Origin of the sequence: Paraburkholderia bengalensis (genome assembly GCF_037126505.1) — a bacterium.
Classification (GTDB): domain Bacteria; phylum Pseudomonadota; class Gammaproteobacteria; order Burkholderiales; family Burkholderiaceae; genus Paraburkholderia; species Paraburkholderia bengalensis.
Genome location: NZ_JACFYJ010000059.1, coordinates 26,779 through 53,112, shown reverse-complemented (window position 1 = coordinate 53,112; position 26,334 = coordinate 26,779). Strand labels below are relative to the sequence as shown.

At 64.6% G+C, this 26,334-nt stretch carries 20 protein-coding genes; 11 read left to right on the top strand and 9 right to left on the bottom strand.

The genetic code is table 11. The annotated features are described in order from the left end of the window. Positions 1-162: 162 nt before the first annotated feature. On the bottom strand, positions 163-696 hold the full coding sequence (gene def / locus H3V53_RS28135) for a peptide deformylase (protein WP_054926394.1): 534 nt from the start codon (positions 694-696) through the stop codon (positions 163-165). Further along, on the bottom strand, positions 693-2,744 hold the full coding sequence (gene ligA, locus H3V53_RS28130; RefSeq protein ID WP_336600711.1) for an NAD-dependent DNA ligase LigA: 2,052 nt from the start codon (positions 2,742-2,744) through the stop codon (positions 693-695). The genes def and ligA overlap by 4 nt, the downstream gene beginning before the upstream one ends. A gap of 234 nt (positions 2,745-2,978) precedes the next feature. Here ligA and H3V53_RS28125 point away from each other — a divergent pair, with 234 nt between their 5' ends. Beyond that, the gene (locus H3V53_RS28125) at positions 2,979-3,809 is read left to right on the top strand and encodes an alpha/beta fold hydrolase (RefSeq protein WP_336600710.1); all 831 of its coding nucleotides are present in this window, start codon (positions 2,979-2,981) and stop codon (positions 3,807-3,809) included. A 175-nt stretch (positions 3,810-3,984) separates the two neighbouring features. Here H3V53_RS28125 and H3V53_RS28120 read toward each other — a convergent pair whose 3' ends face one another. The 3 genes from H3V53_RS28120 to H3V53_RS28110 form a co-directional block, all read right to left on the bottom strand. Then, entirely contained in the window at positions 3,985-5,241 is a 1,257-nt protein-coding gene (locus tag H3V53_RS28120; protein WP_336600709.1) for a cell division protein ZipA C-terminal FtsZ-binding domain-containing protein, read from the bottom strand. A 241-nt stretch (positions 5,242-5,482) separates the two neighbouring features. After that, positions 5,483-9,001 carry a chromosome segregation protein SMC gene (smc, locus tag H3V53_RS28115; protein ID WP_336600708.1) on the bottom strand — a complete coding sequence of 1,173 codons (3,519 nt, stop codon included), beginning with the start codon at positions 8,999-9,001 and terminating at the stop codon, positions 5,483-5,485. Positions 9,002-9,169: 168 nt separating this feature from the next. Next, on the bottom strand, positions 9,170-10,135 hold the full coding sequence (locus H3V53_RS28110) for a DMT family transporter (protein WP_336600707.1): 966 nt from the start codon (positions 10,133-10,135) through the stop codon (positions 9,170-9,172). A gap of 512 nt (positions 10,136-10,647) precedes the next feature. Here H3V53_RS28110 and dapC point away from each other — a divergent pair. From dapC to cls, 6 genes are all read left to right on the top strand, one after another. Beyond that, positions 10,648-11,865 carry a succinyldiaminopimelate transaminase gene (gene dapC, locus H3V53_RS28105; RefSeq protein ID WP_336600706.1) on the top strand — a complete coding sequence of 406 codons (1,218 nt, stop codon included), beginning with the start codon at positions 10,648-10,650 and terminating at the stop codon, positions 11,863-11,865. Positions 11,866-11,970: 105 nt separating this feature from the next. Next, positions 11,971-12,798 carry a 2,3,4,5-tetrahydropyridine-2,6-dicarboxylate N-succinyltransferase gene (gene dapD, locus H3V53_RS28100; protein ID WP_336600705.1) on the top strand — a complete coding sequence of 276 codons (828 nt, stop codon included), beginning with the start codon at positions 11,971-11,973 and terminating at the stop codon, positions 12,796-12,798. Beyond that, a complete protein-coding gene (locus tag H3V53_RS28095; protein WP_054926618.1) occupies positions 12,798-13,163 on the top strand; it encodes an ArsC family reductase in 366 nt (121 codons plus the stop codon). Before dapD ends, H3V53_RS28095 begins: the two co-directional genes overlap by 1 nt. 88 nt (positions 13,164-13,251) lie before the next feature. Then, positions 13,252-14,391, top strand: coding sequence for a succinyl-diaminopimelate desuccinylase (gene dapE, locus H3V53_RS28090; RefSeq protein WP_336600704.1), 1,140 nt, complete (start codon positions 13,252-13,254; stop codon positions 14,389-14,391). Positions 14,392-14,406: 15 nt separating this feature from the next. Then, the gene (gene prmB / locus H3V53_RS28085) at positions 14,407-15,294 is read left to right on the top strand and encodes a 50S ribosomal protein L3 N(5)-glutamine methyltransferase (RefSeq protein ID WP_336600703.1); all 888 of its coding nucleotides are present in this window, start codon (positions 14,407-14,409) and stop codon (positions 15,292-15,294) included. A gap of 314 nt (positions 15,295-15,608) precedes the next feature. Further along, positions 15,609-17,045, top strand: a complete 1,437-nt coding sequence (gene cls / locus H3V53_RS28080) for a cardiolipin synthase (RefSeq protein ID WP_336600702.1) — start codon at positions 15,609-15,611, stop codon at positions 17,043-17,045. 189 nt (positions 17,046-17,234) lie between these two features. Here the strand turns inward: cls and H3V53_RS28075 are convergent, their stop codons facing one another. Then, positions 17,235-17,726, bottom strand: coding sequence for a glutathione peroxidase (locus tag H3V53_RS28075; protein ID WP_336600701.1), 492 nt, complete (start codon positions 17,724-17,726; stop codon positions 17,235-17,237). 125 nt (positions 17,727-17,851) lie between these two features. On the opposite strand from H3V53_RS28075, the gene H3V53_RS28070 reads away from it, so the two are divergent. Then, complete coding sequence (locus H3V53_RS28070) at positions 17,852-19,789, top strand: ATP-binding cassette domain-containing protein (RefSeq protein WP_336600700.1); 1,938 nt, start codon at positions 17,852-17,854, stop codon at positions 19,787-19,789. A gap of 58 nt (positions 19,790-19,847) precedes the next feature. After that, complete coding sequence (locus H3V53_RS28065; protein ID WP_336600699.1) at positions 19,848-20,933, top strand: CaiB/BaiF CoA transferase family protein; 1,086 nt, start codon at positions 19,848-19,850, stop codon at positions 20,931-20,933. Between the two features lie 60 nt (positions 20,934-20,993). On the opposite strand, the gene H3V53_RS28060 is transcribed toward H3V53_RS28065, so the two are convergent. The 3 genes from H3V53_RS28060 to alr form a co-directional block, all read right to left on the bottom strand. Beyond that, positions 20,994-21,257 carry a DUF2866 domain-containing protein gene (locus tag H3V53_RS28060; RefSeq protein WP_336600698.1) on the bottom strand — a complete coding sequence of 88 codons (264 nt, stop codon included), beginning with the start codon at positions 21,255-21,257 and terminating at the stop codon, positions 20,994-20,996. A 149-nt stretch (positions 21,258-21,406) separates the two neighbouring features. After that, complete coding sequence (radA, locus tag H3V53_RS28055) at positions 21,407-22,783, bottom strand: DNA repair protein RadA (RefSeq protein ID WP_054926624.1); 1,377 nt, start codon at positions 22,781-22,783, stop codon at positions 21,407-21,409. 65 nt (positions 22,784-22,848) lie between these two features. After that, on the bottom strand, positions 22,849-23,919 hold the full coding sequence (gene alr / locus H3V53_RS28050; protein WP_054926625.1) for an alanine racemase: 1,071 nt from the start codon (positions 23,917-23,919) through the stop codon (positions 22,849-22,851). Between the two features lie 219 nt (positions 23,920-24,138). Here alr and lplT point away from each other — a divergent pair, with 219 nt between their 5' ends. Then, positions 24,139-25,446 carry a lysophospholipid transporter LplT gene (gene lplT, locus H3V53_RS28045; RefSeq protein ID WP_336600697.1) on the top strand — a complete coding sequence of 436 codons (1,308 nt, stop codon included), beginning with the start codon at positions 24,139-24,141 and terminating at the stop codon, positions 25,444-25,446. A 71-nt stretch (positions 25,447-25,517) separates the two neighbouring features. Then, positions 25,518-26,324 carry a bifunctional hydroxymethylpyrimidine kinase/phosphomethylpyrimidine kinase gene (gene thiD / locus H3V53_RS28040; RefSeq protein WP_054926627.1) on the top strand — a complete coding sequence of 269 codons (807 nt, stop codon included), beginning with the start codon at positions 25,518-25,520 and terminating at the stop codon, positions 26,322-26,324. Positions 26,325-26,334 lie beyond the last annotated feature (10 nt).

The window sequence follows — 26,334 nt, the reverse complement described above, 5'->3', positions numbered from 1 at the left end:
AAACGACCCGGCCGCGCATGCGACCGGGTCGTCAAATCCCGCCCTTCACGTTACACCGTTCGGTACCTCAGAAAAGACCTTAACTGAACGGCATTACCGCAGTTGCGGGCTTTTCTTTTTCCTTCTCCCGTTCGGCTCGGCCGCCCTGAACGACGCGCCGGTTCAATCGTCCGCTTTCGGATCGAGATCCGGAAATAGCACCTCGGTGAAGCCGAACTTGGAGAAATCCGTGATCCGCATCGGGTACAGCTTGCCGATCAGGTGATCACACTCGTGCTGGACGACACGCGCGTGAAACCCCTCGGCGACACGATCGATGGGCTTGCCGAACTGGTCGAAGCCGTGATAGCGGATCATCGACAGCCGGCTCACCGCGCCGCGCAGGCCCGGCACCGACAGACAGCCCTCCCAGCCTTCTTCCGTATCCAGCGAGACGGGCGTGATGGTCGGATTGATCAGCACCGTTTCGGGCACGGAAGGCGCGTCGGGATAGCGCTCGTTATGGCCAAAACCGAAGATCACCACTTGAAGGTCGACGCCGATCTGCGGGGCGGCAAGACCCGCGCCGTTGGCGTCGTGCATCGTTTCGAACATGTCCCGGACGAGCTCGTGCAGTTCGGGCGTGTCGAAGTGATCAACAGGCTTGGCGATGCGCAACAGGCGCGGATCACCCATCTTGAGGATTTCGTGGATCATGTTGTGTGCCCCTCCAGGAGCTTACGCATACCATCTTCGTCGAGAACGGGGATGCCAAGTTCCTCGGCTTTCGCGAGCTTGCTGCCCGCTTCCGCGCCCGCCACCACGTAGTCGGTCTTCTTCGATACCGAGCCCGCCACCTTCGCGCCGGCCGCTTCCAGCAACTCCTTCGCCTCGTCACGGCCCATGTTGGGCAGCGTGCCCGTCAGCACCACCGTCTTGCCCGCCAGCACGCCCTGCGGCGCCTTCGGCGCGGGCGGACCTTCCGGCCACGTCACCTTGCCGGGCGCCCGCAACTGCTCGATGACCGTGCGGTTGTGCTCTTCGGCGAAGAACTGGTGGATCGCCTCGGCGACCACGGGCCCTACATCGTTTACTTCGAGCAGTTCGTCGACGCTCGCGTCCATGATGGGATTGAGCGAGCCGAAGTGCTTCGCCAGATCCTTTGCCGTCGACTCGCCCACGTGCCGGATACCGAGCGCATAAATGAAGCGGGCAAGCGTGGTGTGCTTGGCTTTTTCGAGCGAGTCGAGCAGGTTCTGCGCCGACTTTTCCGCAAAGCGGTCGAGTTCAGCGAGCGTTGCGAAACCCAGATTGAACAGATCGGCAGGGGTGCGCACCAGATTCAGTTCGACAAGCTGGTCGATGATCTTCTCGCCCAAACCGTCGATATCGAGCGCGCGACGCTGCGCGAAATGCCACAACGCCTGCTTGCGCTGCGCAGGACAGAACAGGCCGCCCGTGCAGCGCGCAATCGCTTCTTCGGGCAGACGCTCGATTGCCGAGCCGCATACGGGGCATTGCGTCGGCATGACGAACTCATGTGCATCTGCCGGCCGGCGATCGAGCAGCGCGCCCACTACCTCGGGAATCACGTCGCCCGCGCGCCTCACGATCACGGTATCGCCGATGCGGATGTCCTTGCGGCGTACTTCGTCCTCGTTATGGAGCGTCGCGTTGGTCACCGTCGCGCCGCCGACGAACACCGGCTCGAGCCGGGCCACTGGCGTGATCGCGCCCGTGCGGCCAACCTGCACATCGATCGCGACAAGTTTGGTGAGCGCTTCCTGGGCCGGAAACTTATGCGCAAGCGCAAAGCGCGGCGCACGCGACACAAAGCCGAGCGCGTCCTGCTGATCGCGCCGGTTGACCTTGTAGACGACACCATCGATGTCGTACGGTAGCCTGTCGCGCTTCTCGCCTACCTTGCGGAAAAAACCAAGCAGCCCTTCGGCGCCCTCAACCACGGCTCGCTCCGTGTTCACGGGCAACCCCATCTCGTGATACCAGTCGAGCAGTTCGCTGTGCGTGGCGGGCATCTCGACCCCGTCCAGCACACCGATGCCATATGCGAAGAACGACAGCGGACGCTGCGCGGTGATCTTCGGATCGAGCTGCCTCAAGCTGCCCGCCGCTGCGTTGCGCGGATTCGCGAACTCGCGCTGGTCTGCGTCGCGCTGACGCTGGTTCAGCTTGTCGAAATCGCGCTTGAACATCAGCACTTCGCCGCGCACGTCGACCACTTTTGGTACGCGCTTGCCCTTGAGCGTGAGCGGAATCGAACGGATGGTGCGCACGTTCTCCGTCACGTCCTCTCCCGTTGCGCCGTCGCCGCGCGTGGCCGCTTGCGTGAACTTGCCATCGACGTACCGCAGCGAGATTGCAAGGCCGTCGAATTTCAGTTCGCAGGCATAGTCGACGGGACTTTGATGCAGCGTGTCGGACACGCGCTTGTCGAAGGCGGCGACGTCTTCGTCCGAGAAACCATTGTTCAACGACAGCATCGGCATGTCATGCACGACGGGCCGAAAGCCGCTCGCCACCTCGCCGCCGACACGCTGAGTGGGCGAATCCGGTGTGATCAGATCGGGATGCTCGCTTTCGATCAGTTGCAGTTCCTTGAAAAGCTTGTCGTACTCGGCGTCGGGCAAGTCCGGCTGGTCGAGCACGTAGTACGCGTGGTTCGCGCGCTCGAGTTCGGCGCGCAGCCACAACGCCCGCTCGGCGGGTGCGCTGGTTGCAGGATCAGGGACTGTGGTTCGGGCCATGCTGTCGGCGTTTCGGCGGAGGTAACGGGATGTCAGATTATCTCAGGAAGCGCTTCCCGTCGCATCGGCCGAATGGCCAGTTTCGTGCGCCCGCAAACCCACTCCTGTTCCTACAAGTCCTGGCCGATCGGCTAATTCGGGCGCAACGCGTTGACAGCGTCCAGCATGCGATGCGACCTTGTCGCCTGCCGTTCATCGCGTGCCTACTGTGCGCATCGACCGAGAGAACCTTACATGCCTTCATTCATCAGCCGCTTCGTGCACGCCCTGCTCATCTTGACCTTGACGATCGCGGCGTCTCACGCGAGCTTCGCGCGCGCAAGCGAACAGGTTGTGAACGTGCCGCTGGAACGGGGCGCATCGATCGCCTATCTGCTCACGCAACAGGACGTCAGCCAGCCGAAGTGGGTGCTCGTCATGTTTCCGGGCAGCGAGGGCGATCTCGAACTGTCGACACAGCCCGACGGCTCGATCCACGTGCGCGAGAAAAACAACTTCCTGATTCGCGCGCGAGCGCTTTTCGTGGATGCGCAGTTCGCGACTGCGATCGTCGATGCACCGTCGGATCAGCCCGGCGGCTACTCCGACGCGTTCCGCGCGTCGCCCCGCTCGGCGCAGGATCTCGCCCGGGTCGCGGCAGACCTGCACACCCGCTTTCCTCAAGCGAAGCTCGTGCTGGTCGGCACGAGCCGCGGCACGATCTCCACGGCTTTCGTCGGGCGCGCGTTGCCTCAAGTCTGGGACGCCGTGGTACATACGTCCACGCTGAGTAGTCCCGCACGCGGTCAGGCCACGCCACTTGTCGGCTTCCACTATGGCGCGATCCGCGCGCGCCAGCTATACGTGCATCACGCCGATGACGGCTGCTTCCTCTGCTCGTACGAAGCACTAAAACGCATCGCCGAAAGCGGCCAGTACCCGCTGATCACCGTGCACGGCGGCGACGTCCGCAGCAAGCCGTGCGAGGCACTGTCGCACCATGGGTTCTATGGCAGGGACGAAGCCGTCGTGACGGCGATCAAGGCATGGATCAGTGGACAGCCGTGGCAGGATGACGTCGGATGAGATGGCGCGGCCAACGCATGTATCACGCTGCGAGGTCCGCGAATCCTGGCGTGCAAAAGAAAACCGCCTGAAGCATCGGTGTGCGTCAGGCGGCTCTGGAGGTTCCGTTGGTTCGGTTGGTACGATCGGCGGCTTCTCCGCAAGCGGCGGCGCTCGGCGGCTAATGCAGCAGATGCTACTGGCTAAACAGCCGCCGCGTCGCGGGCGAGCCGGCCGGGATGCCCGCCTGCTCGAGCTTCGCGTAAAGCGTCATCAGTTGCTTTTCGATCGCAAGCAGCGCGCTTTCCGGCAACGGGCGGCGCCCATCGTCGACAACGCGCCCGCCGATACGCTCCGCCAATGACTTCGCGTAATCGCACATCAACCGGAACGGCAGAATGTCTTCGTCGGCAACAGGGACGTCGAGCACCAGCGTGATCATCTGGCCGCCCTTGTACGTCAGGTCGTCGCGCAGGAAGTTGGTATCGCCGAACTGCAGCATGAACACGGGGCTCTGCTTCTCGTCGAGCTTGACGAAGCGCGTGCCGTCGCGCGATAGCAGCAGGCCATCCTGCGACGCGACGGCCTGCACGTAGTTCGCCGACCACGGCGCGCCGTCCGAAAGCACGTTGATCGACAGCTGCGCATCGCACTGTGCGGCAAAGCCGTCCAGTTCGCGCGCCATCGACACCGTTTCCATCATGTCGGGAAACTCGGGCGATGCGTCGAGCGCGTCGGCGAACTGCTGGACGCCCGTGACGAACTCGGAAAACTCCAGTTCGTTGAGCGGACCGCTGCGATTGGCCAACTGCGCGGCCGCGCGCAGGTCTTCGTAGCGCACGCCGTTTTGCAGCAGCTCCCATGCGCCGCCGCCTTCCGGCTTGCCTTCGATATGCACGGGCTTGCTCCCCGCGCGCCGCAGACGCTGCGCGAGCGGCAGCACCTTGTCGCCCGCGACGGGGGCGGTCAGCCTGATGGGCACGATGCAATCGATGCGTCGATCGACGATTGCGGGCGGCGCCGACGAAATGGTCGTGGCGGCAGGCAGGATCGGCTCGTGGCGCTCATCATCCACGCTATCTGTCTGATCAGCGTGATGCGCGGCGGCCGGCTGCGCCTCGGACTCGTCTTCGGGAAAGCCGTTCGGCGACGTGTTTTCCGCCTGAATGTCAGCGGGCGTGTCGAGCGGGGCGGCTGCGCCGAACGTCGGCTCGACGCGCGCGGCCTCAGCCTGCTCGCCCGTTGCGGATTCACGCCGCGTCGTCGGGCGCGCCGGCTCGATGAACGGGCTCTGTTCGTGCTGGTCGTCGCGCGCCAGCGACTCTGCCGGATCGGCAGGCATCGGACGCGGCATCCGGCGGCGCACTTTGGCGCCCTGCCACGCGTTGTAGACCACCACGCCCCCGACCACCACGGCGCCCGCGCCGATCAAACCGAGTGTCAACTCGTCCATGCACGCTCCATCTGCAATTCTTCTCACCGCCGGCACGCCGTGTCTGGATCGCGCGGCCTGTACGCGTGCCGGGAAGGCTCACACGCACCGCCGCTGCGGACGACAGCGCGCAGCGAACAATTCCATTCAGTAACACCCGCGCAAAGCCCGAACGGCTGCACGCGGGTGGACGGTTACCGCGAAATCAATCCTGTTTCAGCAATATCCGCGCACAACGACAGCGCCGCGCGCGGAGGGTCGTTTAAACGATATTCTGGACAAATCCCGCAGCCGTTTCCATGTCGACGGCGACGATCCGCGACACGCCCTGCTCTTGCATCGTCACGCCGATCAGCTGCTGCGCCATTTCCATCGCGATCTTGTTGTGGGAAATGAACAGGAATTGCGTCTTGTCCGACATCGCGCGCACGAGGTTCGCAAAGCGCTCGGTGTTCGCGTCGTCGAGCGGCGCGTCCACTTCGTCGAGTAGACAGAACGGCGCCGGGTTCAGCTGGAACATGGCGAACACGAGCGCGGTTGCCGTGAGCGCCTTTTCCCCGCCCGACAGCAGGTGAATCGTCGAATTCTTCTTGCCCGGCGGCTGCGCCATCACCTGCACGCCGGCATCGAGAATTTCGTCGCCCGTCATGATCAGCTTCGCCTGACCGCCGCCGAACAGACGCGGAAACAGCTCGCCGAAATGACGGTTCACTTCGTCGAACGTGCCTTGCAGCAGCGTCCGTGTTTCCTGGTCGATCTTGCGGATCGCATCTTCGAGCGTTTCGATCGCGTGCGTCAGGTCGGCAGACTGCGCGTCGAGGAAAGTCTTGCGTTCGGTCGCCGCCTTCAGTTCGTCGAGCGCGGCCATGTTGACGGGTCCGAGCGCCGTGATCGCGTTGTTGATGCGCGTCACTTCGCCCTGCAGGTACGACGGCTTCATATCCGGCGTGAGCTTCGCCTGCAACTCCGCTTCGTCGACGCCCGCGGCCGTCAGCTGCTCGATGAACTGCTCGGCGTTCAGGCGCGCCGCCTGTTCCTTCAACTGCAATTCGGTGATGCGGTCGCGCAGCGGCTGCAGCGCGCGTTCCGTCGTCAGACGCAACTCGTCCGATTGGCGCAGCTTCGCCGTCAGATCGTCGAGTTCGAGACGCGCGGCGTGCAGCAGTTCTTCCTTCGCGCGACGAATGTCGAGCGCGTCCTGCAAGCCCGTATGCGCCGTCTGCTCGTTGATCGTTTCGAGTTCCGCGCGCGCATCTTCGAGCGAGCCGGCGACGCGCTCGCTCTGCTCGTGCGCCACCTGGATGCTGCGCTTCAGTTCATCGATGCGGTTCGCCATGTTGCGCGCGGCGAAGCGTGCGTCGGTGGCGGCACGATCGAGATCGCGCGACGCGTTGCGCGCGCTGCTCAGCTCTTCGTCGAGCGCTTCGAACGCGAGCTGGTTGTCTTCGAAGCGCGCCTGCAGTTCGGCGAGCTCGGCGTCATGACGCTCGAAGTTCGCTTCCGATTCCGCGCGCAGTCCGCGCTGCTCGTCGATCTGCGCGGCGATTTCCTCAAGCTCCTCGCTGATCTGCGTGCTGCGCTGCGTGTAGCGCTCGTGCGCCTGCGTGAGCTTGAGCACGTCCATTTGCAGCGCATGCACGCGCTGGGTGGCGCGCTCGGCCTGCTGACGCACGTCCGTCAACACGCTCGACGCCTGCGTGTGCGCCGCTTCCGCGCGGATCGCCGCCGCCTTCGCTTCTTCGGCGAGCAGCGCCTGCGCGCGGACCTGACGGGTCAGGTTCTCGATTTCCTGCTGACGCGCGAGCATGCCGGCCTGCTCCGAGTCGGCCGCATACAGCTGCACGCCGACGCGCGTCACGACATGGCCTGCCTTCACGACGAACGCGCCGCCCTCGGGCAATTGCGCGCGCATCGACAGCGCCTGGGCGAGATCGTCGGCCACGAATACGTTGCCGAGCCAGTCGTTCAGCACGGCGCGAATGCCCGCGTCGTCGATACGCACGAGCGACAGCAGCGGACGCAGCGACGCCGGCGCCGCGACGGGCGCACCCGCTGCGGGCGGCGCATAGAACGCGAGCTTGGCGGGCGGCGCGTCGCTGACGAAGTGCTTGACCCAGTCGAGGTTTGACACTTCGAGCGCGGCGAGACGCTCGCGCAGCAGCGATTCGAGCGCAGTTTCCCAACCGGCTTCGACATGCAGCTTCTTCCACAGACGCGGCAACGCGCCAAGCTCATGCTTGTCGAGCCACGGCTGGATCTTGCCTTCCGTCTGCACGTTCTCCTGCAGCTGGCGCAGTGCGGCCAGACGCGCTTCGAGCTGATGGATCTGCGCGCTTTCGGCCTGTACCCGCTCCTGCGCGGCGCGTCGCTCGGCATCGACGAGCGGCAGCGTGTCCTGCGCGTCGGCGAGACGCTCCTGAGCGTCGCGCAAGATCTCTTCATGCTCGGCGAGCTGCATGCGCAGTTCTTCGAGCTGCGCCTCGTCGGGTGCGTCGAGTCCGCCCGCTTCCGTCTTCAGACGCTCATGACGCTGCTGCAGCTGCTGCAACTGTTGATCGGCGTTGCGCTGATGCGCCGCCTCGAGCTTGATCGCCTGCTCGGTCTGCGCGATACCCGCGCGCTCCTCGTTCAACTGCGATTGCGCATCGCGCCAGCGCGCTTCGAGTGCGGGCAGCGCGTCGTGCTTCGCGGCGGCCGTTTCTTCCGCGATAGCGGCTTTTTCCTCGCCTTCCTCGAGCTGCGCCTGGGCGTCTTCCAGATCGTCCTGCGCTTTTTGCGCCTGCGCGAGCCACTGCTCGCGCTGCGCCGTCAGCGCGGCGATCTGCGCCTGCACGCGGTTGCGCGATTCGACGATGAACTTGATCTCGGCCTCGAGGCGGCTCACTTCCGCGTTCGCTTCGTACAGCGCGCCTTGCGCGCCCTGCATCGCGTCGCTGGCCGAATAGTGCGCAACGCGCAGCGTTTCCAGCTGTGCCTCGACTTCGCGCAGCTTCGCGGTGTGCGCTTCCAGGTCGATCTGCGCCTGTTCGATGGCGCGCTTCTGCTTGTCCTGCTCGGTGCCCGCTTCGTTCTTGCGCAACAGCCACAGCAGACGCTGCTTCTCCTCGCCTTCGGCCTGCAGTTCCTTGAACTTCGTCGCGACGACGGCCTGCGCCTCGAGCTTTTCCAGATTCGCCGTCAGTTCGCGAACGATATCCTCGACGCGCGTCAGGTTTTCGCGCGTGTCATGCAGACGATTCTCAGTTTCGCGGCGGCGTTCCTTGTATTTCGACACACCCGCGGCTTCTTCCAGGAATACGCGCAGTTCTTCGGGCTTCGCCTCGATGATCCGCGCGATCATGCCTTGCCCGATGATCGCGTACGCGCGCGGGCCGAGACCCGTGCCGAGGAAGATGTCCTGGATGTCGCGGCGGCGCGCGGGGAGATTGTTGATGTAGTAGCTCGACGTGCCGTCGCGCGTCAGCACGCGCTTGACGGCGATCTCCGCATACTGGCCCCACTGGCCCGCGGCGCGGCCGTCGGCGTTGTCGAACACGAGTTCGACGCTGGCGCGGCTGCCCGGCTTGCGCGCCGTCGAGCCGTTGAAGATCACGTCCTGCATCGACTCGCCGCGCAGCTCCGACGCACGCGATTCGCCGAGCACCCAGCGCACGGCATCGATGATGTTGGACTTGCCGCAACCATTGGGACCGACCACGCCGACGAGCTGGCCCGGAACCTGGAAATGCGTGGGATCGACGAATGACTTGAAGCCAGCGAGTTTGATCGAGGTCAGACGCACGGCGATATCGCTGTTTGGAAAATAATTTATGGAAACGGAACGCGCGGGGTCGATTGTGTGATCCGTTCCAGGGCGCATGCCCCGCAAACGGCACAACGGCGCGCGAGCCCGCTGCGATTCCGGCGCCGCGGCACGCCCTACGCTGCGCCGCCGGCCAATGAGGGGCAATCATACCATCGCGCGTGGGCGATTCTTACCGTCCCCATCAGCGTTTCCATCCTTGCCGGCGTCCGTCTTCTGTTCGGGCTTCGACCGATGCACCCAGCTCGACAGCGCCGAGGCCAGCACGATGCACGCGCCGCCCGCCCATTCGCGCGGGCCGGGCACTTCGCTCGCGAACAGCCACGCCGTGAGCGCCGTCACGACGATCTCGAACAGCATGATGATCGATGCGCGGTTGGCCGGCACGCGCGCGAGGCCGTACTGCACGAGCATGTTGTTGGTCGCGAGCACGAAGCCGATGCCGAGCACGAGCAAGGCGGCCGTGCCGATATGGCCGCCTGCCGGCGGCGCAGACATCGCTTCGAACAGCGACGCGCATCCGCCGAAGATCGCCGCGCCGCCAAAGATGACGGCCGTGCGCATCTCGGCCTTCATGCCGGGCAATACGCGGCTCGTCTTGAGAATCAGCACGTTGCTCATCGCGAACGACATGCCGGCGGCGAGGCCCGCCCATTCGGCCAGGCTGCCGGGCACGGGCAACCCGAGCTGCGGCGACCACAGCATCATCATCGCGCCCGCCAGCGACAATGCCGCCAGCCCCGCGCCCGCCCACGTCAGCCGTTCGTGCAGGATGAAGTGCGCAAAGAGCGCGGTCCACGCGGGCGTCAGATAGAACAGCAGCAGCACGCGCATTACCTGGCCGTGGATCGCGCCCCACACGAAGCCGAGATTCGTGATACCCGCGAACAGCGCGAGCGCGGGCAACAGCCAATGCCAGCGGACCGTCCTGATCGCGCTGCGCCGGACCAGCAGCACGAAGAGGCACCCGGCGCCGCTCGTCAGCGCGCTCGCCGCCGTGCCCGTCACGCCGAGCGCGTTGAGCATGCGCAGCGGATACCAGACCATGCCCCATACCGACGCGCCCATCATGATCGCGAGCGTCGGCCATGCATTGCGAAGCGAAACGTTCATCGCGCGGCGCTCCCGGCGATTTCCAGCGTGTCGTGCATATTCCCTGTGCCTTCGATGTTGCGGCCACCAGCGGCGCGTGTTCGCGGCCTGCCGTTGCCGGTGCTGCCAGATCCGTTCGATTGCTTGCCGCCCGACCGGGATACTGCCTGCATGGCGTCTCCTGCCCAGTCCGGGCGCTTTCGCCGTTGCGTGCGTCGCATGCGCCGCGAGTTTCGGGCGCCTTTGCAGCGCTTTTTCGGGCGCCGTCCCGGCTTGTTTCGGGCGTTTTTCCGCCGTGCTTTCGGCGTGTTTCCGTTGCAGCAAGCGTGCCGCCGCGCCTTGTCCAATCGGACGATGCGCCGTGCCACGGCTCGCCGACACGCTATAATCGGCCGATCGTCGTCGGTGCCGCGCGGCTAACAGGCATGCGGCCCGATCCTGGCCTTTCGCAACACAGGTTCGGCGCGTGACGGCCGCTGTCTTCGCCGCCCTCCCCTGTGTCAGTCCGTCACCGAACACGTCCGAACCGCCAAGTGAACCCGCTACTCGATTCCCTTCAGTCCTACCCCTTCGAAAAGCTGCGCTTGCTCTTCAAGGACGCCACGCCGCCCGCTCATCTGCCGCACATCAGCTTCGGGATCGGCGAGCCGAAACACCCTACTCCCGAACTGATCAGGCAGGCCGTGGTCGATGCGCTTGGCGGCCTGGCGTCGTACCCGCTCACACTCGGCACGCCGGCGTTGCGCGAAGCAATCGCGAAATGGGTCACGACGCGTTACCACCTGCCGCCCGTCGATCCCGCCACCCAGGTGCTGCCCGTGTCGGGCTCGCGCGAAGCGCTGTTCGCGCTCGCGCAGACCGTGATCGACCCGAAGAAAACCGCGAACGGCGAACCTGCGATCGTACTCTGTCCTAACCCGTTCTACCAAATCTACGAAGGCGCGGCGCTGCTGGCGGGCGCCCAGCCGTACTTCGCCAATAGCGACCCCAGGCGCAACTTCGCCTGCGACTATTCGGCCATTTCCGACGAAGTCTGGGCGCGCACGCAACTGCTGTACGTCTGCTCGCCCGGCAACCCGACGGGCGCCGTGCTGACACTCGACGACTGGCGGGAGCTGTTCGAGCTGTCGGACCGTCACGGCTTCGTGATCGCGTCGGACGAATGCTATTCAGAGATCTACTTCGACGAAGCGCGCCCGCCGCTCGGCGCACTGGAAGCGGCGCACAAGCTCGGCCGCGGCTTCGAGCGCCTCGTGATGCTGTCGAGCCTGTCGAAGCGCTCGAACGTGCCGGGCATACGCTCGGGCTTCGTGGCAGGCGATGCCTCCATCCTCAAGCAGTTCCTGCTATACCGCACATATCATGGCGCGGCCTTGTCGACCGTCTTTCAGGCTGCGAGCATCGTGGCGTGGAGCGACGAAAAGCACGTGCGCGAAAACCGCGCGATGTACGTGCAGAAGTTCACCACTGTCACGCCCATGATCGCCGAGGTGCTCGATGTCAAGCTGCCCGACGCCGCGTTCTACCTGTGGGCGAACGTTGCACGCACCGGGCTGTCGGATACCGAGTTCGCCCGCCGCCTGTACGCCGACTATAATGTGACGGTTCTGCCCGGCTCGTATCTCGCGCGCACCGCGCACGACACGAACCCAGGCCGCGATTTCGTCCGCCTCGCACTGGTTGCCGGCGTCGACGAGTGCACGCAGGGCGCGCAGCGCATCGTCGATTTTTGCCGTTCGCTCGAACGCTGAGCGCAAAAAGACATACGGCTTTCGCGAGAAGCGGCGAAGCGCCGCCGCGGCGCTTCGCCCTCACCGCTTTCCGATTTCAAACTTTTCTCTTCAGACACCACCACCATGTCGCAACAACTTCAGCAGATCATCGATAACGCCTGGGACAACCGCGCCGACCTGTCGCCGAAGGCCGCGCCCGCCGAAGTGCGCGAAGCCGTCGCGCATGCAATCGAGCAACTGGACAAGGGCGCGCTGCGCGTCGCGGAAAAGAAAGATGGCGACTGGGTCGTCAACCAGTGGCTGAAGAAGGCCGTGCTGCTGTCGTTCCGTCTGGAAGACAACGCGCCGATGCCGGCGGGCGGTTACTCCCAGTTCTTCGACAAGGTGCCGTCGAAGTTCGCCAACTACACGGCTGAGGACTTCGCCGCAGGCGGCTTTCGCGTCGTGCCGCCCGCTATCGCGCGTCGCGGCTCGTACATCGCGAAGAACGTCGTGCTGATGCCGTCGTACACCAACATCGGCGCGTACGTCGACGAAGGCACGATGGTCGACACGTGGGCAACCGTCGGCTCGTGCGCGCAGATCGGCAAGAACGTGCACCTGTCGGGCGGCGTGGGCATCGGCGGCGTACTGGAGCCGCTGCAGGCGAACCCCGTCATCATCGAAGACAACTGCTTCATCGGCGCACGCTCGGAAGTGGTCGAAGGCGTGATCGTCGAAGAGAACTCGGTCATTTCGATGGGCGTGTACCTCGGCCAGAGCACGAAAATCTACGACCGCGAAACGGGCGAAGTCACGTACGGCCGCATTCCGGCGGGCTCGGTGGTGGTCGCGGGCAACCTGCCGTCGAAGGACGGCTCGCACAGCCTCTACTGCGCAGTGATCGTGAAGAAGGTGGACGCGAAGACGCGCGCGAAGGTCGGCCTGAACGAACTGCTGCGAGGCGACTGATGGCGAAGTCCGCGAAGACTGTCGTCTACGGCATTCCGAACTGCGACACCGTGAAGAAGGCGCGCGTATGGCTCGAAGAGCACGGCGTCGAGTTCGAGTTCCATGACTTCAAGAAGGCGGGCGTGTCGAATGCGCTGGTTCAGGACTGGCTGAAGGACGTGTCGCTCGAGCAGCTCATCAACAAGCGCGGCACGACCTGGCGCGGGCTGTCCGACGTGCACAAGGCCGAAGCGGATACGACGGCGGGCGCAATCGCGCTGATGATCCACAAGCCGTCGATCATCAAGCGGCCCGTCGTGGTCGTGAATGGCCGCGTGAAGACGCTGGGCTTTTCCGCCGAGCAATACGCGACGCTGTTCGGCTGAACGAACGCGGCATATCTGCACCACGTAGTGATGTTGTTGCCGGCCTTCCTGGGCCGGCATTTTTTCACCTGAGTTTGGAACTGAATCGATGTCCGGCACCCTTGCCCTTACCGAAGCCCTGATCGCGCGCGCGTCCGTCACGCCCGACGACCAGAACTGCCAGCGCCTGCTGATCGAGCGCCTGTCCGCGATCGGCTTCGAATGCGAAACGATCGAATCGAACGGCGTGACGAACCTGTGGGCCGTCAAGCGCGGCTCGGCGGGCAAGGACGGCAGGCTGCTCGCGTTCGCGGGCCACACCGACGTCGTGCCGACGGGCCCGCTCGAGCAATGGTCGTCCGCGCCGTTCGAGCCGACTCATCGCGACGGCAAGCTGTACGGCCGGGGCGCCGCCGACATGAAGGCGTCGATCGCAGGCTTCGTGGTGGCGAGCGAGGAATTCGTCGCCGCGCACCCGCAGCATCGCGGCTCGCTCGCGCTGCTCATTACGAGCGACGAGGAAGGTCCGGCCACGGACGGCACCGTGAAGGTCGTCGATGCGTTGCAGGCGCGCGGCGAGCGTCTGGACTATTGCGTGGTGGGCGAACCGACGTCGAGCGCGCGTTTCGGCGACATGGTGAAGAACGGACGGCGCGGTTCGATGTCCGGCAAGCTGACGGTCAAGGGGCTGCAAGGCCATATCGCCTACCCGCATCTCGCGAAAAACCCCGTGCATCTGCTGGCGCCCGCGCTCGCGGAACTGGTCGCCGAGCATTGGGACGAAGGCAACGAATATTTCCCGCCCACCACGTGGCAGGTGTCGAATCTGCACAGTGGCACGGGCGCGACCAACATCATTCCGGGCCATGCCGAAGTGATGTTCAACTTCCGCTTCTCGACGGCGAGCACGGTCGAAGGGCTTCAAAGCCGCGTGCACCAGATCCTCGACAAGCACGGCCTCGACTACGATCTGACATGGACCGTCAGCGGCCTGCCCTTTCTCACGCCGCGCGGCGAGCTGTCGAATGCGCTCGAAACAGCGATTTTCGACGAAACGGGCATCACCACGGAGCTGTCGACAACGGGCGGCACGTCCGACGGCCGCTTCATCGCGCGCATCTGCAAGCAGGTGATCGAATTCGGCCCGTTGAATGCGAGCATCCACAAGATCGACGAACATATCGAAGTCGCACACATCGAGCCGCTCAAAAACGTCTACCGACGCGTGCTCGAACAACTGATCGCCTGACGGAGGGCCTCGACCATGACTCATCCGTTTTCCACGGTTCGCGATGTGCTGCGCTATGCCGTGTCGCGTTTCAACCAGGCCCGGCTGGCATTCGGCCACGGCTCGTCGAACGCCTATGACGAAGCCGCCTATCTCGTGCTGCATACGCTGCATCTGCCCATCGACCTGCTCGAACCGTTCCTCGATGCGCGTCTCACGTCCGAAGAAATCGATTCGGTGCTGAAGGTGGTCGAGCGGCGCGCGGCGGACCGCGTGCCCGCCGCGTACATCACGCAGGAAGCGTGGATGCACGGCTACCGCTTTCACGTGGACGAGCGCGTGATCGTGCCGCGTTCGTTCATCGGCGAATTGCTGCAGGACGGCTTGCAGCCGTATGTCGAAGACCCCGAACAGGTCGGCGCGGTGCTCGAACTGTGCACGGGCTCCGGCTGCCTCGCGATTCTCGCCGCGCACGCGTTCCCGAACGCCGACGTCGATGCTGTCGACCTGTCGTCCGCCGCGCTCGAAGTGGCCGCACAGAACGTTCACGAATACGGGCTCGACGAGCGCATTGCGCTGTTCGAGGGCGATCTCTACGCGCCGCTGCCCGAGCGCCGCTACGACGTGATCATCACGAATCCGCCGTACGTCAACGCGGAATCGATGAAATCGCTGCCCGCCGAGTACAAGCACGAGCCCGAAATGGCGCTCGCGGGCGGAGCGGACGGCATGGATATCGTGCGCCGCATCATCGCCGACGCGCGCAAGTGGCTGACGGACGACGGCGTGCTCGTCGTGGAGATCGGCAACGAGCGCGCGCATGTCGAAGCGGCCTTCGGCGGCCTCGACCTCGTCTGGATGTCGACCAGCGCCGGCGACGACAACGTCTTCCTGATTCAGGCAAGCGACCTGCCCAGCAATTGACGCTGACGCCAGCGCGTCAGTGCGTCAATGCGCCCGCCGCCGCATCGCACAACGCACGCCGCCCGTCCGGGCCGCGTGCGTTGTGTGCTTCTGGGCCGTGCAATCTGCTTGCGGCAGCATCGAATCGCGCAACATGCCGGACGCGAGCTGGCGGCCCGCCGACCGCAACGCAAACGCATTCGGTAAGATGAGCGCGACCGCGCCGCCTTAACCTGGCAGTCGAGCCGCCTTAACCTGGCAATCGAATCCCGCACTCGACGAGTGCAGCCACGAAGTCAATCACGCGCAACGCGGCGTACATCGCTCGCAAGCTTATGCAATTCGATCTGCTCCACGTCGGCACGCTCGTGTTTCTCGCCCATGCGCTGGGCGTGATCGCCGCATGTCATGCCATCCTGCATACCCGCACGTCGCAAGGGGCGATCGCGTGGGCGGTGTCGCTCGTCGCGATGCCTTATCTGACGCTGGTTCCGTATCTGTTTCTCGGCCGCAGCAAGTTCGCGGGCTACGCGGATGCGCGCCGCCTGGAAAACGAGACGCTGCGCACCCGCGCCCATCCGCCGGAATGGGACACCGAGGCGTCATCGCAAGGCCGTCCGACGGAAGAGCTCGGGCACAACTTCGTGCGCTCATTGACGCGCCTCGGAGGCATGCCGTTCCTGCCGGGCAACAGCGTGCGCACGCTCGTCGACGGCGAAGCAACCTTCGCGGCAATACTCGACGCGATCGAAAACGCCCGCAGCTATGTGATCGTGCAGTTCTTCATCGTGCGCGCCGACGCGCTCGGCGAAATGCTGAAGGACGCACTGCTCGCGAAGGCGGCGCTGGGCGTGCGCGTCTATGTGCTGTACGACAGCATCGGCAGCTTCGACCTGCCGCACCGCTATGTCGCGTCGCTGCTCGCGGGCGGCGTGCAGATGCATCCGTTCGCGACCAACCGCAAGTTCGTCAACCGTTTCCAGCTCAACTTCCGCAATCACCGCAAGATCGTCGTTGTGGACGGCGAGCGGGCGTTTGTCGGCGGTCACAACGTCGGCGTCGAGTATCTGGGTGGCAAGCCGCCCCTTTCGCCGTGGCGCGACACGCACATCGAGGTGCGCGGGCCGGCTGTCGCCAGCATTCAGTTCGTGTTCACGGAAGACTGGTACTGGGCGACGCAGGAACTGCCGCAGTTCGAGTCGCCGCCTGTCACGACGGGCGACGACATGCACTGCCTTGTCGTACCGACAGGCCCTGCGGACAAGCAGGAAACCTGCTCGCTCTTTTTCGTCGAGGCGATCAACGCGGCGCGCGAGCGCATCTGGATCACAACGCCGTACCTCGTGCCCGACGAGGCGGTATTCGCGGCGCTGCGGCTGGCGGCGCTGCGCGGCGTCGACGTCCGCATTCTGATTCCGAGTCGGCGCGATCATCGCGTGGTGTTCGAGGCGTCGAAGCTGTATGCGTACGACTCGATCCGTGCGGGCGTGCGAATCTTCCGCTACCGGCCGGGGTTTTTGCATCAGAAAGTGGTGCTGATCGACGACGTCGCCGCCGCTGTGGGCAGCGCGAATCTCGACAACCGGTCGTTTCGCCTGAACTTCGAGATCATGGTGCTGACAGTCGATCAAGGCTTCGCCGGCGAGGTCGAGCAGATGCTGCTACGCGACTTCGCTCAATCGTTCGAGATCGACCGCAGCGAATATCGCACCGCGCCGGCGCTGCGGCGCGTCGTGATGCACGTGGCGCGGCTGTTTGCGCCGATCCTTTAATGCGCGGCTGTTTGCGCCGATCCTTTAATGCGCGGCTGTTTGCGCCGATCCCTTAACGCGCGGCTGTTTGCGCCGATCCCTTAACGCGCGGCTGTTTGCGCCGATCATCTGGTGCGCGGCCGTTCGCGCCAACCCTTTAACGCGCAGTTGTTCGCGCCATTTCCGTGGCACCCGCGGCACCGCACAGGCTTAAAGCAGCGCCTCGATGTCTCCCGTGATCGTTTCGGGCTTCGTGGTCGGCGCGTAGCGCTTGACCACCTTGCCGTTGCGATCGACGAGAAACTTCGTGAAGTTCCATTTGATCGCTTCGAGTCCGAGCACGCCAGGCGCCTCGTCTTTCAGAAACTTGAAGAGGGGATGCGCGTCCGAACCGTTCACGTCGATCTTGTCGAACATCTGGAACGTCACGCCGTAGTTCTTCTCGCAAAACGCGCCGATCTGCGCCGCATCGCCCGGTTCCTGCTTGCCGAACTGGTTGCACGGAAAGCCCAGCACCTGCAGCCCGCGCGCCGCGTATTGCTCGTGCAGCTTCTGCAAGCCTGCGTATTGCGGCGTGAAGCCGCATTCGCTCGCCGTGTTGACGATGAGCAGCACCTTGCCGTTGTAGCGGTCCAGACTGACGGGTTCGCCGCCCAGTGCGCGCGCCGAAAAGGAGTAAATCGAAGACTTGTCCGTTGCCATCTGCTGCCCTCCATGAATGTTGTTAGTCTACTGACGCCGACCGCGCGCGCCACCTGGCCGATCGGCCGATGCTGGGCGTGCGCCGCACAGTCTAAAATAGCGATTTTCCTCGAGCCGGCCCTGCTGTGATCCGCTTCAACCAGTTCAGTCTCGCGCGCGGCACAAAGCCGCTTTTCGAACAGACCACGTTCGCGCTCAATCCCGGCGAGAAAGCCGGCCTCGTGGGCGCGAACGGCGCGGGCAAATCGACCTTGTTCTCCGTGCTGCTCGGCGAACTGCACGCCGACGGCGGCGACTTCTCGATGCCGCCGTCGTGGCAGGTCGCGCACGTCGCGCAGGAGACACCCGCCGTCGACAAGACGGCGCTCGACTACACGCTGGACGGCGACGCCGCCTTGCGCGAGATCGAAGCGCGCATCGCGACGGCTTCGGCCGCGCACGACGGCGCCGCGGAAGCCGAAGCGCACGCCGCCTTCGCCGACGCCGACGGCTACACGGCGCCCGCGCGCGCCGAAGCGCTGCTGCTCGGCCTCGGCTTCACGCTCGACCAGACGCGCGCGAGCGTCGGCAGTTTTTCAGGCGGCTGGCGCATGCGCCTGAATCTCGCACAAGCGCTGATGTGCCGCTCAGATCTACTGCTGCTCGACGAACCGACCAATCACCTGGACCTCGACGCAATTGTCTGGCTCGAAGACTGGCTGCATCGTTATCCCGGCACGCTGGTCGTGATCTCGCACGACCGCGAATTTCTCGATTCGGTGTGCAATGTTACGCTGCATCTCGAGAACCAGCAGATCAAGCGGTACGGCGGCAATTACTCGCAATTCGAGGTGCTGCGCGCGCAGCAGTTGGCGTTGCAGCAGAGCGCATACGAAAAGCAGCGCAAGACCATCGAGCATCTGCAGAGCTTCGTCGACCGCTTCAAGGCAAAAGCGACCAAGGCGCGCCAGGCACAGAGCCGCATGAAGGCGCTCGAAAAGATGGAACTGATCGCGCCCGCGCATATCGCGTCGCCGTTCACGTTCGAGTTCCGCGCGCCCGACTCGGCGCCGAATCCGATGATGGTGATGGAGGACGTGCGCTGCGGTTATCGCGCGGAAGACGGCGGCGAGATTCCTATCGTCGAGCGTGTCGCGTTGTCCATCCAGAACGGTCAGCGCATCGGTCTGCTGGGCGCCAACGGCCAGGGCAAGTCGACGCTCATCAAAACGCTGGCGGGCACACTGGAAGCCCTCGGCGGCCATGTGCGCCAGGGCAAGGGGCTGCAGATCGGCTACTTTGCCCAGCATCAGCTCGAAACGCTGCGGCCGGATGATTCCCCTCTGCAGCATCTGTCGCGCCTCGCGCCCGACACGCGCGAACAGGAACTGCGCGACTTCCTCGGCAGCTTCAACTTCTCGGGGGACATGGCGACGGCTGCCATCGCGCCCTTCTCCGGAGGCGAAAAGGCGCGTCTCGCGCTCGCACTGATCATCTGGCAAAAGCCGAATCTGCTGCTGCTCGACGAGCCGACCAACCACCTCGACCTCGAAACGCGCCACGCATTGACGATGGCGCTTGCGCAGTTCGAAGGCACGGTGATTCTCGTGTCGCACGACCGGCATCTGCTGCGTGCGACCACGGACCAGTTTATGCTCGTCGCGAAGCACAGGCTGCAGCCGTTCGATGGCGATCTCGACGATTATCGCGACTGGCTGTTGCAGCACGCGGCTGAACAGCGCGCCGCGCTGAAAGCAGCCGATGCGCCGTCGTCCGGCGCGGGCGCCGATGCGTCGGTCAATCGCAAGGAACAGCGCCGACAGGAAGCAGAAACGCGCCAGAAGCTCGCGCATCTGAAGAAGCCGTTGCAGAACCGGATCGCAAAGATCGAAAAAGAGATGGACGCGCTGAATGCGGAAAAGGCAACGCTCGATACGTTCGTCGCCGATCCAGCCAGCTATGCGGCCGAGCAGAAAACAAAGCTGACGGAAGCGATCCGCCGTCAGGCAGATGTCAACGCACGCCTCGAAACGCTCGAAGCCGAATGGCTCGACGCGCACGAGGAACTCGAACAAATCGGCTAACGGCCCTTCGCTTCTCGCGAAGGCACGAACACGGGAAACGAGGCCGCGCCAGCAATCGATGGAGGGCTGCGCATTGTCGTCTACTGCCGCACTGAAAGGCCTGCGCGTGCTCGATCTGACGCGCCTCTTACCCGGTCCCGTCGCGACGCTCCGGCTCGCGGAAATGGGTGCCGACGTGCTGAAGATCGAAGCGCCCGGCGCGGGCGACGCGACGCGCACGATGATGCAAAGCAGCGCCGACCGCGTGGCGGGCCGTCCTGGCGCGTTCTACCGGCTCGTCAATCGCGGCAAGCGCGAGACGCGGCTCGATCTGAAGTCGGAAGGCGGGCGCACGGTGCTGATGGCGCTCGCGCGCGAAGCTGACGTGCTCGTCGAAAGTTTCCGTCCGGGCGTGATGGAGCGGCTCGGTGTAGGCTATGACGTGCTGCGCGTGATCAATCCGAAACTCGTGTATTGCGCGATCTCGGGGTACGGCTCGGATGGCCCTTATGCGCAAATGGCCGGACACGATCTGAACTACATCGGTTACGCCGGCGTGCTCGACCAGCTCGCCTCGCACGACGGCGCGCCCATCCTGCCCAATTTCCAGATTGCCGATCTGCTAGGCGGCGCGCTGTCGGCCGTGAACCAGATTCTTGCCGCCTTGTGGGCCGTCGCGCGAGGCGGCGATGGGCGTTTCGTCGATGTATCGATGGCGCATTGCACGTATGCGCACAACGTCGTCGCGCAAGTCGCGCTGGCGAACGACGGCACGTCGCCCGTCGCCGGCAGTAGCCTGCTGAACGGCGGCGTGCCCTGCTACAACCTGTACCGCACGCTCGACGGACGATGGCTCGCCGTCGGCGCGCTCGAACTCAAATTCTGGGAAACGCTGTGCATGGCGCTCGAACGCCCTGAATGGGCGACGCGCCACTGGAGTCTGGGCCAGGCGATCGCCGGGCCGGACGCGGTGCAACTGATCAAGGACATGGCGAATCTGATCGCGACGCGCACGCTCGACGAGTGGGGCGCGCTGCTCGTGCCGCTCGATTGCTGCGTGTCGCCCGTGCTGACAGCGGCGGAAGCCGCGCAGCACCCCCTCTTCAACGAGGCCGCACGTGAGGCGCTGCTCGCGCAGCAAGCCGAAGGCCGCGAGCCGGCCTGATCCGCGTTCCGGACTCCCCGCCGCAGCTTTCAGTCAGCCCGGAAAGCTGCTTCACGCGCTTTAACGCCGCGGCAAGGTTTGCCGGGGCTCCCGTTCGTCGTCGATCAGGCGATGCTTGCGCCCCTCGACGTGATGGCGGATCGTTGCCCGTACCTCGTCGGCCGTCACGTTCTCCGCGACCACGCGCCGGGAAATCTGCCCCGTCGTATCGATCCACTCGATGATCCGGCAGCCACCGCCCCACGGCCGTTCAATTGGCGGGGACACCCGGCAGCCGCGCAGATTCGACAGAAGCTCGCCCGAGGATTCATGAGACTGTTTCAAGACGTCTTCCTTTTCCACTCGTGACTTTGCATCTCACGAGGATAAGGAAAAGGAAAGTCCGTTAGGTTACAGCCTCGGTTGAGATCTTTACAGCGGATTACGCCAGAAAGCCTTGCATCCCAGCACACTCCGCTGCGTTCTCAAAGGCACTATTCGAGCGTGCGAATGCGGTCGATGGCCTGCTCGATGCGCTCGACGGCGATCACCTGCAAACCGTCGATGGGCTGCTTTGGTGCGTTTGCCTTAGGAATCAACGCAATCGAGAAGCCCAGTTTCGCCGCTTCCTTCAGACGCTCCTGGCCGCGCGGCGACGGACGGATCTCTCCCGCCAGCCCCACCTCGCCGAACACGATCAGGCCCTTTGGCAGCGCCTTGTTGCGCATTGACGAGTGAATGGCGAGCAGCACGGCCAGATCGGCGGCAGGCTCGGTGATCTTCACGCCGCCTACCGCGTTCAGGAACACGTCCTGATCGAAACATGCGATGCCTGCGTGCCGGTGCAGCACGGCGAGCAGCATCGCGAGCCGGTTCTGTTCGAGGCCGACGGCGAGGCGCCGCGGATTGGGCACATTGGCCGTGTCGACGAGCGCCTGCACTTCGACCAGCAGCGGCCGTGTGCCTTCCTGCGTGACCAGCACGCACGAGCCGGGCACGATCTGCTCATGCTGCGACAGGAACAGCGCCGACGGATTGGCGACGCCGCGCAAACCGCGCTCCGTCATCGCGAACACGCCAAGTTCGTTGACGGCGCCAAAGCGATTCTTGAACGCGCGCACGAGTCGGAACGACGAGTGCGTGTCGCCTTCGAAGTACAGCACGGTGTCGACGATGTGCTCGAGCACGCGCGGGCCAGCCAGATTGCCCTCTTTCGTCACGTGGCCGACCATGATGATGGCCGTGCCCGACTGCTTGGCGACGCGCGTCAATTGCGCCGCGCATTCGCGGACCTGCGCGACCGAGCCGGGCGCCGACGTCAACGCTTCGGAATAGATGGTCTGGATCGAGTCGATCACGGCGACGTCCGGCTTTTCGTCGGCGATCGTGGCCTGGATTTTCTCCAGCTGGATTTCGGCCAGCAGTTGCAGGTCGCTTGCCTGCGAGCCCGGTTCTAGCAGCGACAGCCGTTGCGCACGCAACGCAATCTGCGCGGCCGATTCCTCGCCGCTGACATAGAGCGCGCGCCGCTCACTGGCAATTTCTGCGAGCGACTGCAACAGCAGCGTCGATTTGCCGATGCCCGGATCACCGCCGATCAGCACCACGCCGCCCGCCACCAGCCCGCCGCCCAGCACGCGGTCGAATTCGCCGACGCCCGTCGAAAAACGCGGCACATCCGACGCTTCAATATCGGCGAGGCGCTGCACCGGCTGGCTTTTCGCGAGCGCCTGGAAGCGATGCGCGGAAGGCGATTCGGCGACCGATTCGACGAGCGTGTTCCACGCATGACAGGACGGGCACTGGCCCTGCCACTTCGGCGCCTGCCCGCCGCATTCCGTGCAGGTGTACAACGTTTTCTGTTTAGCCAACTTGTTTTGTCACGCGTCGTTGTTCTTGAGATGTCGCAAAGCCTTGTCGCCGCGGCTCACCCGGCTCACTCGGCGCGCACGGGCACGCGCGGCGCGACGGCGCACATCAGCTCGTAGCCGATCGTGCCGCAGGCCTGCGCGACGTCGTCGACGGGCAGTTGCGTGCCCCACAGCTCGACGCGCGTGCCGACATTGGCCTGCGGACACGGCGAGAGATCGACGGTGATCATGTCCATCGACACGCGCCCGACGATCCGCGTGCGAATGCCGTCGACGATCACGGGCGTGCCTTCCGGCGCCACGCGCGGATAGCCGTCCGCGTAGCCGCACGCGACAACGCCGATGCGCATTCCGGCACGCGCCGTGTAAATCGAGCCGTAGCCGATCGTGGCGCCTTCCGAGAGCGTCTGCACGGCGATCAGTTCCGACGAGAGCGTCATGGCCGGCTGCAGGCCCGTGTCCTTGATCGCGGCGCTCGCGCCGGACGGCGACGCGCCGTACAGCATGACGCCGGGGCGCACCCAGTCGAAGTGCGATTCCGGATACCAGAGCGTGGCCGCCGAATTGGCGAGGCTGCGCGCGCCCGCGATGCCTTGTGCGCCGCGCTCGAACGCTTCCATCTGATGAGTGATGCCGCGCTCGCTGTCTGCGTCGGAGAAATGGGTCATCAACGTGATCTGGCCGACGCCCTGACACGCCCGCGCGCGCTCCCACGCGGCGCGGAACTTGTCCGGCGCGTAACCGAGCCGGTTCATGCCGCTGTTCATTTTCAGCTGGATATTGACGGGTTTGGACAGCCGCGCCATTTCCAGCATGCGCAATTGCTCGTCCGAATGGAGCGCCGTGGTCAGACTATAGCGGTCGATCACGTCGATATCCGTCGGCCGGAAAAAGCCTTCGAGCAACAAAATCGGTCCGGCCCAGCCCAATTCCCGCAACTTCACCGCTTCTTCGAGGTCGAGCAAACCGAAACCGTCGGTCGCGCGCAGGCCCGGAAACGCCCGCGCAAGCCCGTGGCCGTAGGCATTGGCCTTGACGACGGCCCAGATCTTGGACTTCGGCGCATAACGGCGGGCAACTGCGAGGTTATTGGCGAGGGCGGCGGTATGGATCGTGGCTGAGACTGGGCGCGGCATGGGATATTTTCGTAAAGACATTGTCGAATCAGTAGCTTACAGTGCGTTTGCAAGACACCGGACGCTGCTGTGACAATGCGATCAAGGATTCTGCTAGTCGGGATTCGACTATTTTCGTGATATAAAGCCGTGCGCACAACCCATTTCGAACGGAATAAGCCCGGACGCACACCTTACGGCCGGGGCGGACAGACCGCAGCGAGGAAAGCATCGCATCAGATGAAAAAAGGTTTTTACACCATCATGGCCGCGCAGTTTTTTTCCTCGCTGGCCGACAATGCGCTTCTGATCGCTGCTATTGCACTGCTGAAAGATCTTCACGCCCCGAACTGGATGACGCCGCTGCTCAAGCTGTTTTTTGTGCTGTCGTACGTCGTGCTCGCGGCGTTTGTCGGCGCCTTCGCGGACTCCCGTCCGAAGGGCCGCGTGATGTTCGTGACCAATACGATCAAGGTGGTTGGTTGCCTCGCGATGCTGTTTGGCGCCCATCCCCTGATTGCGTACGGCATCGTCGGTTTCGGCGCGGCGGCCTATTCGCCCGCCAAGTACGGCATTCTGACGGAACTGTTGCCGCCTGACCGGCTCGTCGCCGCGAACGGGTGGATCGAAGGCACCACCGTCGGCTCGATCATTCTCGGCACCGTGCTCGGCGGCGCGCTGATCAGCCCGCATATCGCGTCGCACATCATCAAGCACACGCCCCCGGCGATCCACACGCCTGCCGAGGCGGCCATGCTGATCATCATCCTGATCTACGCGATCGCCGCACTCTTCAACTTGCGCATTCCCGACACGGGCGCGCGCTATCCGCGCCAGGAACACGGCCCGATCAGGCTCATTACCGACTTCGCCGACTGCTTCGTCGTACTGTGGCGCGACAAGCTCGGACAAATTTCACTCGCTGTCACCACGCTGTTCTGGGGCGCGGGCGCGACGCTGCAGTTCATCGTGCTGAAATGGGCGGAGGTGTCGCTCGGCATGTCGCTGTCGGAAGGCGCGATCCTGCAGGCCGTGGTCGCCGTGGGTGTCGCGGCGGGCGCGATGATCGCGGCTGCCCGCGTGCCGCTGAAGAAGTCGCTGTCGGTGCTGCCCGTCGGCATCATCATGGGTATCGCCGTGATGTTGATGGCCTTCTATACGAAACATCTGTTTCCGTCGCACTGGGGCATCTATATCGGCAGGTTGCATATCCCCGGTTATCTGATCTTTGCCTATATCTTCTTGATGATAGTCGGCGCGCTGTCCGGTTTCTTCGTCGTGCCGATGAATGCGCTGCTGCAGCATCGCGGGCACGTGCTGCTGTCGGCGGGTCACTCGATCGCCGTGCAGAACTTCAACGAAAACCTCTCCGTGCTCGTGATGCTGTGCCTGTACGCAGTGCTGGTGTGGCTCGACGTGCCCGTCGCGATCGTGATCGTGCTGTTCGGCACCTTCGTGTGCGTGATGATGTGGCTCGTGATGCGACGCCATCAGGCGAACCAGCGCGCATTCGATTCCGTTTCGCTGATCGGCGAAGCGCGCCACTGACGCGCGCCGTTTCGTCTTCATCAATGGGCGCGCGAAGCGCCCTTTGCTTTTCAGGCTCTGCAGGCTCTCCCATGACCCGACCGATTCCCAACGTCCTGACGATCGCCGGCTCCGACTCCGGCGGCGGCGCCGGCATCCAGGCCGACCTGAAGGCTTTCTCGGCGCTCGGCGCGTACGGCGCGAGCGTGATCACCGCGCTCACCGCGCAGAACACGCGCGGCGTCACGGCGATCCACACGCCCGATCCCGGCTTCGTCACGGCGCAACTCGACGCCGTGTTCGACGACATCCGCATCGACGCCGTGAAAATCGGCATGCTGGCGAACGCGGATATCGTGCGCGCCGTCGCCGATGCGCTGCGCCGACATCGGCCGAAGCATGTCGTGCTCGATACCGTGATGATCTCGAAGAGCAACCATGCGCTGCTTGCGCCCGAAGCCGTCGATGCCCTGCGCAGCGAACTCTTGCCGCTCGCCGATCTGCTAACGCCCAACCTGCCCGAAGCGGCCGCGCTGCTGGGCACGTCGAGCGCCGCCGATGAAGCGCAGATGGTCGATCAGGGCGAAGCGCTGCGCAAGCTGGGCGCGCGCGCGGTGCTGATGAAAGGCGGCCATCTCGCCGCCGCCGACAGCCCCGACTGGCTGATCGAGGACAGCGGCTCGCTGCGCCTCGCCGCGCCGCGCGTGCCCGTGAAGAACACGCATGGGACGGGCTGTTCCCTGTCGTCGGCGATCGCGGCGCTGATTCCGCAACGCGACAGCCTGGCGAGCGCCGTGGCCGATGCCAAGGCGTGGCTGACGGGCGCCCTCGAACAAAGCGGCCGGCTCGACGTCGGTCATGGCGTCGGCCCCGTGCATCACTTTTATCAATGGTGGTGACGGACCACGC